Origin of the sequence: Microbacterium sp. PMB16, from assembly GCF_051294855.1 — a bacterium.
In the GTDB taxonomy this organism is placed as follows: Bacteria; Actinomycetota; Actinomycetes; order Actinomycetales; family Microbacteriaceae; genus Microbacterium.
In genome coordinates this window covers 3,683,462-3,695,601 of record NZ_CP145908.1, presented here as the reverse complement: position 1 = coordinate 3,695,601, position 12,140 = coordinate 3,683,462, and the positions used below count along the sequence as shown (strand labels likewise).

Genomic DNA, 12,140 nt, shown 5'->3' with positions numbered 1-12,140 from the left:
CGGCATACGCTGGAGGTATGCAACCCACGCGCAGTGTTCGCCCCTTCGAGGTCATCAGCGAGTACGCGCCCGCCGGCGACCAGCCGAAGGCCATCGCCGACCTGGCTGCGCGCATCAATGCCGGCGAGACCGACGTCGTGCTGCTCGGAGCGACGGGTACCGGAAAGTCGGCGACGACCGCCTGGCTCGTCGAGCAGGTGCAACGCCCGACCCTGGTGCTCGCCCACAACAAGACTCTGGCCGCGCAGCTCGCGAACGAGTTCCGCGAGCTCATGCCGAACAACGCCGTCGAGTACTTCGTGTCGTACTACGACTACTACCAGCCTGAGGCGTACGTGCCCCAGACCGACACCTTCATCGAGAAGGACTCGTCGATCAACGCCGAGGTCGAGCGGCTCCGGCACTCGACGACCAACTCCCTGCTGAGTCGCCGCGACGTCATCGTGGTGTCGACGGTGTCCTGCATCTATGGACTCGGTGCCCCGGAGGAGTACCTCCGGGCGATGGTGGCTCTGCAGGTGGGGGAGCGCTACGACCGCGACGCCCTGATCCGCCAGTTCATCGCCATGCAGTACAACCGCAACGACGTGGACTTCTCCCGCGGCAACTTCCGGGTGCGCGGCGACACCATCGAGATCATCCCGGTGTATGAGGAGCACGCGATCCGCATCGAGCTGTTCGGCGACGAGATCGAGGGGCTGTACTCACTGCATCCGCTGACCGGAGAGGTCATCGAGAAGCTCGACTCGGTCCCGATCTTCCCGGCGTCGCACTACGTGGCGGGCACCGACGTCATCCAGCGCTCGATCGGCACGATCGAACACGAGCTGGAAGAGCGTTTGGCCGAGTTCGAGCGGCAGGGCAAACTGCTCGAGGCGCAGCGTCTGCGCATGCGCACCACGTTCGATCTCGAGATGCTGCAGCAGCTCGGCTTCTGCTCGGGGATCGAGAACTACTCGAGGCACATGGACGGCCGCATGCCCGGCGAGCCGCCGCACACGCTGCTCGACTTCTTCCCCGACGACTTCCTGCTGGTCATCGACGAGTCCCACGTGACCGTTCCGCAGATCGGCGCGATGTACGAGGGAGACGCGTCGCGCAAGCGCACGCTCGTCGACCACGGGTTCCGCCTGCCGAGTGCGATGGACAACCGTCCGCTGCGGTGGGACGAGTTCAAGAACCGCATCGGTCAGACCGTGTATCTGTCTGCGACTCCCGGCAAGTACGAGATGGGCATCGCCGACGGCATCGTCGAGCAGATCATCCGCCCGACCGGTTTGGTCGACCCGCACATCGTGGTGAAGCCGTCGAAGGGGCAGATCGACGATCTGCTCGAGGAGATCCGGCTGCGCGTCGGGCGTGATGAGCGAATCCTCGTCACGACGCTCACGAAGAAGATGTCGGAGGAGCTCACCGACTTCCTCGGCGAGCATGGCGTGCGGGTGCGCTACCTGCACTCCGACGTCGACACCCTCCGCCGCGTCGAACTGCTGAGCGAGCTGCGCGCCGGCGTGTACGACGTACTGGTCGGCATCAACCTCCTCCGTGAGGGCCTCGACCTTCCGGAGGTCTCGCTCGTCGCGATCCTCGACGCCGACAAGGAAGGCTTCCTGCGCTCGGGGACGTCGCTGATCCAGACCATCGGTCGCGCGGCGCGCAACGTCTCCGGCGAGGTGCACATGTACGCCGACAAGATGACGGATTCGATGGCGAAGGCGATCGAGGAGACCGATCGCCGGCGCGAGAAGCAGGTCGCCTACAACCTCGAACACGGCATCGATCCGACGCCGCTCCGCAAGCGCATCGCCGACATCACCGAGGTGCTGGCGCGCGAGGGAGCCGACACCGCCGACATGCTCGCGGGCCGTGGGCGGGCCACCGGAAAGGGCAAGTCGCCCACGCCGAACCTGCGAAGGACGGGGATTGCGGCCGAGGGGGCGCAGCAGCTCGAGGCCACGATTCAGGATCTGTCCAACCAGATGCTCGCGGCTGCCGGCGAGCTCAAGTTCGAGCTGGCCGGCCTTCGCGATGAGGTGCAAGACCTCAAGAAGGAGCTCCGGGCGATGGAGCGTGCCGGGCACGCGTGAGCGAAGGGATGACCGATGGATGCTGCGGGAGAAGAACTCGCCGACCGCGTCAGGGCTTTGCTGAGCAACGGCCCCGAGGTCGAGGAGAAGCGGATGTTCGGCACTCGCGCATTCCTGCTCGACGGTCGCATCCTGGTGGGCGCGCGGAAGAACGGCGTCCTGCTGGTGCGGGTCGATGAGGAGACCGGAGCCTCACTCGTCATTCGGCCTGGAGTCTCCGTGGCAGTCATGGGAGCGAAGACGATGGGCAACAGCTGGCTCGATGTGTCGCCCGGCGTACTGGCCGACGACGATGCCCTGATGTTCTGGGTCGACGCCGCCCGAGAAGCGAACGAAGCAGCGCAACAGGGATGACCGTCTCGCCGCTGCGCGACGCCCGTGACTAGGGGCAGTGCACCAGAGTCTTCGGACCGCTGCGGTCGATCTCGTGCTGCGTCATCGGAGCGCCGCACAAGGGGCACGCGCGCTCTGCGCGTTCTGCCGCGCTGGGTGCGGGGGTCTTCTCATACGGACCTACGGATGCCGGTCCAGCGAAGCGGATGAGATTCGTGTTCACCCAGGCATACAGGCCTCCCGCCTCGCGGATGCGAGTACGCAAGGGAGGGTGATCCTGGTTGTGTGCCATGTTCGTTAGTGTACTAACTATTAGGGCGACTGTATAGTCGCCTTGTGACGGCATCCGATAATCTGCTCCGCCTGGACAACCAGCTCTGCTTCGCGCTGGTCACCGCAGCGCGCAACGTCGTGGCGATCTATCGCCCGATCCTCGAGCCCCTCGGTCTGACCCATCCGCAGTACCTGGTGATGTTGGCGCTGTGGGAGAGGGCTCCTCGGACGTTGAACGATCTGGCGGCAGACCTCGCGCTGGAGCCGGCGACGGCCTCGCCCCTCGTGAAGAGGCTCGAAAGCGACGGCCTGGTCGCCCGGCTGCGCAGCAGTGAAGACGAGCGACGACTGGAGATCACGCTCACGCCCGCGGGGTCAGCCCTGCGCGAGCGCGCCCTCGACGTGCCCCGACAGGTGATGTCCGCTGTCGGGATGGATGTCTCCGAGGTCGCGGCCCTGCGCGATGGCCTCGGCCCCTTCGCCGGGCGGCGCCCGGACCTGGGCTGAGCCGCGACCACGACCGGCCGCCGAGGTCGTCTGCGCCGTCGAGCGCACCTCTAGGGTGGAGTCATGTCGCGCCCCGAGCCTCCGGTCACGGAGCAGGAGGCCGTCCCGCACAACCGGGCCGTGCGTCTGGTCCTCCCGCTGATCTCGGTCGTCGCATTGTTCATCGTGGTCATGCTCGCTGCCGGCCTCCAGGGCCTCCCGCAATTCTCGGACGTGCCTCTCGACGGTCCCGACGAGACATCCGCTCCGCCCCCGCCGCCGATCCCGTCCTCCTCGCCCTCGCCGATGCCGGAACCGCCCGAGGACTCGCTGCTCCTCACCATCATCGCGGCGGTCCTGGCGACGATCGTGGGCGCCGTGATCCTTGCCGTCGTGTACCTGGGTGTGCGCATGGCGATCCGGTACCTGGCAGAACGGTGGCGTGATCGGCCGTTGGCTCGGCGCGAGGCAGCAGAAGTCGATCTCGCCGCCGCCGTCGAATCGGGCGCCGAAGTCGAGCCCGATGTGGCCACGATGCGCCGTGGCATCGCCGAGGCGCTCCGGACCATCGATGAGCGCCCCGACCCCGGAGACAGCATCGTCGCCGCCTGGGTCGGACTCGAGGAGACTGCCGCGGACGCGGGTGCGGGCCGCGGAGTCAACGAGACGCCGTCGGAGTTCACCGTGCGGATCATCGGACGGCGGGCGGGCATCACAGACGACGTGACCGAATTGCTCGGCCTGTACGAACGGGTGCGCTTCGGCGGATACCGTCCCGCCGAAGCCGACCGAGCCAGGGCATCCGTGTGCCTGCGCGGGATCCAGAAGGGGTGGCGATGAAGGGGCGGGTCGTGATCGCGGCCATCGGGGTGGTCTTCCTGATCCCCGTGCTGTTCCTGCTGTCGTGGCTGGGCGTTCCGGTGGAGTTCGCGCTCTCCTGGATCATCGTGGCTCTGACGGTCGCCGTGGTGAGTCGACAGGTCTTCTTCGACGAGACGACCGAATGGCCGCCGCAGGAGCGGGACCGGACCGTCCGCGGTTCGGAGGTGTCCCGCCTCGCCTGGTCCATCAACTCCCGTACGGGCGTTGCCGGGCACGTCGTCGTGCGCCGATTGAGGAGTGTCCTGCGACGCAGGCTCGCGCATCACGGCCTCGACCTCGACGACCCCGCGCAGCACGCCCGGATCGACACTCTGTTGGGCTCGGGCGTCCGCGAAACCCTTCACGGCAGCGAAGTGCAGAGTGCCGAGATCGAACGCATTCTCGATGCGATCGAACGGCTTTCCCCAGAACCGGAGGACAACAGATGAGCAACGAAGAGACCGCACAGATCGCCGAGGTCGGACGTCGGGTGCGCGAAAGCGTCGCCGGGGCCGTCGTCGGGATGGAGGAGGCACTGACGATTGCTCTCGCCGCCATCTTCGCCGGCGGTCACGTGCTGTTCGAGGACGTACCGGGACTCGGCAAGACCCTCGCCGCGCGCAGCCTGGCGGGTGCGCTCGGTCTCGACTTCCGACGCCTGCAGTGCACACCGGACATGCTCCCCGGCGACGTCACCGGCTCCTACGTGTACGCCCCGGCGACCGGCGATTTCGAGTTCCGTCCTGGGCCGATCTTCACCGGACTGCTGCTGGCCGACGAGGTGAATCGGACGACGCCCAAGACGCAGTCCGCGATGCTGGAGGCGATGGCGGAGCGGCAGGTCACCGTCGAAGGCAACAGTTTCCCGCTCCCGCAGCCGTTCCACGTCATCGCGACCTCGAATCCGATCGAGTACGAGGGGACATACGCGCTTCCGGAGGCGCAGCTGGACCGCTTCATGGTGCGGCTCGCCGTCGGATACCCCGCCGCAGACGACGAAGCGCAGATCATTCTCGAGCGAGTGCGGCGACAGACCCCGGACGTCTCGGTCGAACCCGTCGTCGACGGGAAGGGTCTTCTGGCGATCCAGGCGGCGGTCGAGCGGATCCACGTCGATCCCGACGTGGCGCGCTACTGCGTGGAGCTGACCAGGGCCACGCGCGACGCGGCGAACGTGTCGGTCGGAGCGTCGCCTCGTGGATCGCAGACGCTCGTGCTGCTCGGCCGCGCACTCGCAGCCCTCGATGGCCGCGCGTACGTGCGTCCTGACGACATCAAGCGGATCGCCGAACCGGTGCTCGCGCATCGCCTCACCCTCACTCCACACGCGTGGGCACAGGGGGTGGACCCGGCATCCGTCGTGGCGGCCGTGGTGGCCTCGACCCCCGTGCCGCCGACTGTCGCCGCGGTGCGGTGAACGAGGACCTCCGCGTCACGACCCGGGTCTCGCTGCGCTGGCGGCGGACGCCGGTCGTGGCGGCCGGACTCGCCGGAGCCGTGCTGCTCGCCGTGGCGGGGCTGACGTTCTCCCGTCCGGACGTGATCGGGATCGGGCTGCCGCTCGCCCTGACGACGGCCTGGATGCTGCTGCGACGACCACGCGACGAGGACATGCGCATCGTGCTGCGGGCGCGCTCCGGTGCGTCGGAGGAGTCGCCCGACGCGGTCGCCGATGTCGACATCCACGCCGAGGCCGGCTGGGTCCAGGTCGCCATCGACCAGGACGAACGCCGGACGGGCGTGGCCGATGTGCGTCCCGGCGAGTCCGCAATCACGGCGCGCACCGTGCTTCAGCACTCCGGGCCGCTCGAACTGCTCGACGTGACCGCGCGAGCCGTGGCCCACGACGGCGCGTGGGTGTCCGACGTCACGCCGCGCACCGCCCTCGTCTGGAACACGGCGCCGCGGACCCGCCGGATCGGCCGGCTTCCCGTGGCGACACGCCTCCGAGGTCTGTACGGCGCGCACGAAGGAGCGCGTCCGGGACAGGGCGGCGACTTCCGCGACATCCATCCTTTCGCCCCGGGAGATGAGCTGCGCCGCGTCGACTGGCGAGCCACGGCCCGAGCCGTGCGGCGGCCCGGAGAGCTCCTGGTACGGCGGAACAACGCTCTGAGCGACTCCTCGGTCGTGATCGCGCTCGACACGGCCGACGATCTCGGCACCGTCGTCGCGAGCTGGGGGCTGGACAACCATGATCGCTCGGGCATCACCTCGCTCGACCTCGCCCGAGAGGCGGCTCTCTCGGTGGCGACCGCGGCGATCGGTGCCGGCGACCGCGTCGCGTATCACGCCCTGTCACCCGGTGGGCGGAGCATCCCCTCCGGAGGGGGAGCGCGGCACCTCGCTCGTGTGCGTGGGGTCATCGCCGCGACCGGCGCCGGCGGCGACGACACCCGGTATCGCCGATCGCCGGTGGTGCCGTCCGGATCGATCGTCTTCGTGCTCTCCACGTTCTTCGACGGTGCGGCCGCCGACCTCGCGACGCGGTGGCGTGCCGCCGGGCACGTCGTCGTCGCGATCGACGTGCTTCCGGTGCCCGACGCCGGTCGTCTCAACAGAGAACAGCGGATCGCTCTGCGCACCCTGCTCGCCGAGCGGGACGACATCCTCACCGAACTCCGTCGCTCCGGGGTGGAGATCGTCTCCTGGGCGGAAGCGGATGCGGATGCGGCGATGCGGCTCGCCGCGCGGCGTCTGGAGCGGACGCGGGCGGTGCGCCGGTGAATCGTCCGCTCCGCTCGTTCCGCGTGGGCGGCGCGGTCTTCGGGATCGCGCCGCGGTTGCTGCTGGTCGCCGTCGTCTGGTTCGGCGCGGTCAGCCTCGTCCCCTTCCCGCTCTGGCAGGGAGTGGCCGTGATCGCCGCGTTGGTCGCGCTCGTCATCCCGAGGTCGATGTCGGCCTGGCTGGCCGCGGCGTGTCTGGCGTTCGGTGTGGTGCTGACGGAGCCGTCGCCGCAGCGGACCGCTCTCGCCGTCCTGCTCGTGCATGCGGTCCATCTCCTCGGATCGCTGAGCCTGGTGATCCCCGCGCGCTCTCGCCTCGCGCTGGGAGTGCTGCTCCCGAGTCTGCTCCGCTTCGCGGTCGTGCAGCTGCTGGCGCAGCCGCTCGTCTTCGCCGTCTGGCTGCTGGTCCCTTCGCGGGTGGATCGCGGGATCGGCTGGATCGCGCCGATCGCGGCCGCGATGTTGCTGCTGGGCGCGATCCTCGCCGTGTGGGCGGCGAAGAGGGCGGATGCTGCGCTCGTGAAGCGTCGCGATTGAGGGGTCTCACAGCCACCGCGGAGCCGATGTCCGTGGCCCCTCGTAGACTTGTCCGGTGCCCATTGTCCCCGTTGCCACCCCAGGAAAACTCAGCGTTCGCGGTGCCCGCGTCCACAATCTCAAGAACGTCGACATCGACATCCCGCGCGACTCGCTCGTCGTGTTCACCGGCCTGTCCGGTTCGGGAAAGTCCAGCCTCGCGTTCGACACGATCTTCGCCGAGGGCCAGCGTCGCTACGTCGAGTCGCTGAGCGCCTACGCGCGTCAGTTCCTCGGTCAGGTCGACCGTCCAGACGTCGACTTCATCGAGGGGCTGAGTCCTGCCGTATCCATCGATCAGAAGTCCACGAACCGCAATCCGCGGTCGACCGTCGGCACGATCACCGAGATCTACGACTACATGCGACTGCTCTGGGCGCGCATCGGCATCCCGCACTGCCCCGAGTGCGGCGAGAAGATCCAGCGCCAGACCGTTCAGCAGATCGCCGATCAGCTCATGGAGCTGCCCGAGCGCACGCGCTATCAGATCGTCGCTCCGATCGTCTCGCAGAAGAAGGGCGAGTTCGTCGACCTCTTCCGCGAGCTCGGCGCGAAGGGCTACTCGCGCGCGATCGTCGACGGCGACCTCATCCAGCTCGCCGAACCGCCGACGCTCAAGAAGAGCTACAAACACGACATCGCCGTGGTGGTCGACCGGCTCGTGGCATCCGACGAGATCCTCGGCCGCGTCACCGACTCGGTCGAGACGGCGCTCGGTCTCGCCGGCGGCGTCGTGCAGGTCAACTACGTCGACGGCGAAGGCGACGACGCATGGCAGACCTTCTCCGAGAAGCTGGCCTGCCCGAACGGGCACGCGCTGACGCTCACCGAGATCGAGCCGCGCACCTTCTCCTTCAACGCGCCGTTCGGCGCCTGCCCCGCCTGCTCGGGGCTCGGCACGCGCATGTCGGTCGACAGCGATCTGATGCTCGGCGACACCGACCTCTCGATCCGCGAGGGCGTCATCATTCCCTGGACGACCCAGGGCAAGGGGCTGTTCCAGTACTACGAGCGTCTGCTCGAGGGGCTCTCGCGCGACCTCGACTTCTCGCTGGACACGCCCTGGCACAAGCTGCACTCCGACGTGCAGGACGCGGTGCTGCGCGGCGAGAATTACAAGGTCACCGTCAAGTGGAAGAACCGCTACGGGCGCGAGATGCGTTACGCATCCGGGTTCGAGGGCGTGGTGCCCTACATCGAGCGGCAGTATCTCCAGGCCGAGTCCGACACGCAGCGCAGCCGCTGGGGCGAGTATCTCCGCGAGGTCCCGTGCCCCGTGTGCGACGGAAATCGTCTCAAGCCCGAGGTGCTGGCCGTGCAGGTGCACGGACACTCCATCGCCGAGGTCTCGCACCTCAGCCTCGCCGATGCGCGCGCCTTCATGGAGACGCTGAAGCTCACCGACCGCGAGGCGCAGATCGCCGCGCAGGTGCTCCGAGAGATCCGCCTGCGACTCGACTTCCTGTTGCAGGTCGGGCTCTCGTACCTCAACCTCAGCCGCTCGGCTGGCTCGCTCTCCGGCGGGGAGGCCCAGCGCATCCGTCTCGCCACGCAGATCGGCTCCGGACTCACGGGCGTGCTCTACGTGCTCGACGAGCCTTCCATCGGTCTGCACCAGCGCGACAACCGCCGCCTGATCGACACGCTCATCAAGCTCCGCGATCTCGGCAACACGCTCATCGTCGTCGAGCACGACGAGGAGACCATCGAAGCAGCCGACTGGGTGGTCGACATCGGCCCCGGTGCCGGCGTCAACGGCGGAGCGGTCGTGCACTCCGGGCCGTACTCGGCCCTGCTGAACGACAGCGAGTCGATGACCGGGCAGTACCTCTCCGGTCGTCGGGAGATCCCGATGCCGAAGAAGCGTCGCAAGATCGACAAGAAGCGCATGCTCAGCGTCGTGGGCGCACGGGCCAACAACCTGCGCAACGTCACGGCCGACTTCCCGCTCGGCGTCCTGACCGCGGTGACCGGCGTCAGCGGGTCGGGCAAGTCGTCGCTCGTGAACGACATCCTGTACCAGGTGCTGGCCTCGAAGCTGAACGGTGCTCGCACGGTTCCGGGCAAGCACACGCGTGTCACCGGGCTCGACAACCTCGACAAGGTCGTGCACGTCGACCAGGCGCCGATCGGTCGTACCCCGCGATCGAACCCCGCGACCTATACGGGCGTGTTCGACCGCATCCGCACGCTCTTCAGCGAGACGCCCGAGGCCAAGGTGCGCGGCTACCTGCCGGGCCGCTTCAGCTTCAACGTCAAGGGCGGGCGCTGCGAGGCGTGCTCGGGCGACGGCACGATCAAGATCGAGATGAACTTCCTGCCCGACGTGTACGTCGACTGCGAGGTCTGCCACGGCAAGCGGTACAACCGCGACACGCTGGCTGTGCACTACAAGGGCAAGAACATCGCCGAGGTCCTCGAGATGCCCATCGAAGAGGCCGCTGACTTCTTCGAGCCGATCCAGGCGATCCACCGCTACATGAAGACCCTGGTCGACGTGGGGCTGGGGTACGTCCGGCTCGGTCAGTCCGCGACAACGCTCTCCGGCGGCGAGGCGCAGCGCGTCAAGCTCGCGACCGAGCTCCAGCGCCGCAGCAACGGTCGCAGCATCTACGTGCTCGACGAGCCGACCACCGGGTTGCACTTCGAAGACGTCCGCAAGCTGCTCGAGGTACTGAACGGTCTCGTCGACAAGGGCAACACGGTCATCGTCATCGAGCACAACCTCGACGTCATCAAGTCGGCCGACTGGGTCATCGACCTCGGGCCCGAGGGCGGCTCCGGCGGCGGGCAGATCATCGCCACCGGCACCCCGGAGCAGATCGCTCGTGTCGAGGAGAGCCACACGGGCCTCTTCCTCGGCGAGATCCTCGGTGAGGGGCGCTCCGCGCGGAAGGCCAGTTGATGGCCGACGTCCTGTCGTACAAGCCGCGAACGGGGGAGATCCCCACCGATCCCGGCGTGTACAGGTTCCGCGACGCCGACGGGCGCGTGCTCTATGTCGGCAAGGCGAAGAACCTCCGCCAGCGGCTGTCGAATTACTTCGCTCCGCTGCGGACCCTGCACGAGCGCACCCGGCGCATGGTCACCACGGCGTCTTCCGTCGAGTGGACCGTGGTGCCGACCGATGTCGACTCGCTCCAACTGGAGTACATGTGGATCAAGGAGTTCGATCCGCCCTTCAACGTGCGCTACAAGGACGACAAGTCCTACCCGTTCATGGCGGTGACCCTCGGCGACGAGGCACCGCGGGTGATCGTCACCCGCAACCGCAAGATCCCCGGCGCGCGGTACTTCGGTCCGTTCCCCAAGGTGTGGGCCGTGCACGAGACCATCGACCTGATGATCAAGGCGTTCCCCATCCGCACCTGCAGCGACGCCAGTTACAAGCGCGCCATGCAGACGGGGCGGCCGTGCTTCCCCGGGCAGATCGGCAAATGCGGCGGGCCCTGCTCGATGACGGTGACGATCGAGGAGCACCGCGCCATGGTCGACGACTTCGTCGCTTTCATGGCCGGCGGAGACGAGCGCTTCACCAAAGAGCTCACGACGCGGATGCTGGCGGCCTCCGCCGCGATGGACTACGAGGCCGCGGCCAAGTACCGCGACAAGCTCTCCGCGATCGAGGCGGTCCTCGGCAAGAGCGCGCTGGTGCTCCAGCCCGATGAGGACGCCGACCTGTTCGGCATCGCCGAAGACGAACTTGCGGCTGCCGTGCAGCATTTCGTGATCCGCGGTGGTCGCGTGCGCGGAGTGCGGGCGATGACGATCGAGAAGGAGATCGACATCACGACCGGCGAGCTCGTCGATCAGGTGCTGCAGCGCGCCTACGGCGACGCGCAGGACGTGCCTCGCCGCATCCTGGTGCCGACCCTTCCGGACGACGCCGCGGAACTCGAGGTGTGGCTGCGCGAGCGTCGCGGCAAGAAGACCGAGATCGCGGTGGCCCAGCGTGGTCAGCGCGCCGACCTCATGCGCACTGCGACATTGAACGCGCAGCAGGCGCTGATCCGACACAAAACGCGGCGCACGAGCGACTACGTCGCACGCACCCAGGCACTCACCGATCTGCAGGAAGCCCTGGGCATGACCGAGGCGCCCCTGCGCATCGAGTGCTTCGACATCTCGCATCTCGGCGGCACCAACGTCGTCGCGTCCATGGTGGTCTTCGAAGACGGGCTCCCGCGCAAGGATCAGTACCGGTCGTTCGGGATTCCCGAGACCACCGACGACACCGACTCCATGTATCAGGTGCTCCGGCGCAGACTCGCCTACCTGGATCGCCCGGAAGAGCCGGAAGAGGAAGCCGGAGAAGATGCGATCGTGCGGCGCAAGCCGCGATTCGCCTACCCGCCGCAATTGCTCCTCGTCGACGGCGGGCAGCCCCAGGTCGAGGCGGCGGCACGAGCACTCCGCGACGCGGGTCATACCGAGATCGCCGTCTGCGGCATCGCGAAGCGTCTGGAAGAGGTCTGGCTCCCCGGCGAGGACTTCCCGGTGATCCTGCCGCGCACGAGTGAATCGCTCTACCTCCTGCAGCGCCTGCGTGACGAGGCTCACCGGTTCGCTATCACCCACCAGCGCAAGAAGCGTCGAAACGACATCACCACGGTGCTCGCCGAGGTCCCTGGCCTTGGCGCCTCGCGGATCAAGGTGCTCCTCAAGCACTTCGGGTCGGTGACGGCGCTCAAGGCCGCTCAGCCCGGTGAGATCCAGGAAGTCCAGGGAATCGGTCCCGTGCTCGCGCAGAATATCCATACGCACCTCTCCACTCGCTAGGCTGGACTGAGGGGGAGAA

General features: G+C 67.8%; 11 protein-coding genes. 10 read left to right on the top strand and 1 reads right to left on the bottom strand.

Going from position 1 to position 12,140, the window contains the following annotated elements; translation table 11 throughout:
- Positions 1-17 precede the first annotated feature (17 nt).
- Together uvrB and V5D55_RS17800 are read left to right on the top strand one after the other, a co-directional pair.
- The gene (gene uvrB / locus V5D55_RS17805) at positions 18-2,087 is read left to right on the top strand and encodes an excinuclease ABC subunit UvrB (protein ID WP_435745595.1); all 2,070 of its coding nucleotides are present in this window, start codon (positions 18-20) and stop codon (positions 2,085-2,087) included.
- 15 nt (positions 2,088-2,102) lie between these two features.
- The gene (locus tag V5D55_RS17800; RefSeq protein ID WP_435745593.1) at positions 2,103-2,441 is read left to right on the top strand and encodes a TfoX/Sxy family protein; all 339 of its coding nucleotides are present in this window, start codon (positions 2,103-2,105) and stop codon (positions 2,439-2,441) included.
- A gap of 28 nt (positions 2,442-2,469) precedes the next feature.
- Here V5D55_RS17800 and V5D55_RS17795 read toward each other — a convergent pair whose 3' ends face one another.
- Entirely contained in the window at positions 2,470-2,712 is a 243-nt protein-coding gene (locus tag V5D55_RS17795; RefSeq protein ID WP_435745591.1) for a hypothetical protein, read from the bottom strand.
- A 44-nt stretch (positions 2,713-2,756) separates the two neighbouring features.
- Here V5D55_RS17795 and V5D55_RS17790 point away from each other — a divergent pair, with 44 nt between their 5' ends.
- The 8 genes from V5D55_RS17790 (at position 2,757) to uvrC (ending at position 12,121) form a co-directional block, all read left to right on the top strand.
- Entirely contained in the window at positions 2,757-3,200 is a 444-nt protein-coding gene (locus tag V5D55_RS17790) for a MarR family winged helix-turn-helix transcriptional regulator (RefSeq protein ID WP_435745588.1), read from the top strand.
- Positions 3,201-3,263: 63 nt separating this feature from the next.
- Complete coding sequence (locus tag V5D55_RS17785; RefSeq protein ID WP_435745585.1) at positions 3,264-4,019, top strand: DUF4129 domain-containing protein; 756 nt, start codon at positions 3,264-3,266, stop codon at positions 4,017-4,019.
- Complete coding sequence (locus V5D55_RS17780; RefSeq protein ID WP_435745582.1) at positions 4,016-4,489, top strand: hypothetical protein; 474 nt, start codon at positions 4,016-4,018, stop codon at positions 4,487-4,489. The genes V5D55_RS17785 and V5D55_RS17780 overlap by 4 nt, the downstream gene beginning before the upstream one ends.
- Entirely contained in the window at positions 4,486-5,457 is a 972-nt protein-coding gene (locus V5D55_RS17775; RefSeq protein WP_435745580.1) for an AAA family ATPase, read from the top strand. The genes V5D55_RS17780 and V5D55_RS17775 overlap by 4 nt, the downstream gene beginning before the upstream one ends.
- Positions 5,370-6,767: a DUF58 domain-containing protein gene (locus tag V5D55_RS17770; RefSeq protein WP_435745577.1), complete on the top strand. Its 1,398-nt coding sequence runs from the start codon at positions 5,370-5,372 to the stop codon at positions 6,765-6,767. The genes V5D55_RS17775 and V5D55_RS17770 overlap by 88 nt, the downstream gene beginning before the upstream one ends.
- Positions 6,764-7,303 carry a hypothetical protein gene (locus tag V5D55_RS17765; RefSeq protein WP_435745575.1) on the top strand — a complete coding sequence of 180 codons (540 nt, stop codon included), beginning with the start codon at positions 6,764-6,766 and terminating at the stop codon, positions 7,301-7,303. Before V5D55_RS17770 ends, V5D55_RS17765 begins: the two co-directional genes overlap by 4 nt.
- A gap of 55 nt (positions 7,304-7,358) precedes the next feature.
- A complete protein-coding gene (gene uvrA, locus V5D55_RS17760; RefSeq protein WP_435745573.1) occupies positions 7,359-10,247 on the top strand; it encodes an excinuclease ABC subunit UvrA in 2,889 nt (962 codons plus the stop codon).
- The gene (gene uvrC, locus V5D55_RS17755) at positions 10,247-12,121 is read left to right on the top strand and encodes an excinuclease ABC subunit UvrC (protein WP_435745571.1); all 1,875 of its coding nucleotides are present in this window, start codon (positions 10,247-10,249) and stop codon (positions 12,119-12,121) included. The genes uvrA and uvrC overlap by 1 nt, the downstream gene beginning before the upstream one ends.
- Positions 12,122-12,140: the final 19 nt, after the last annotated feature.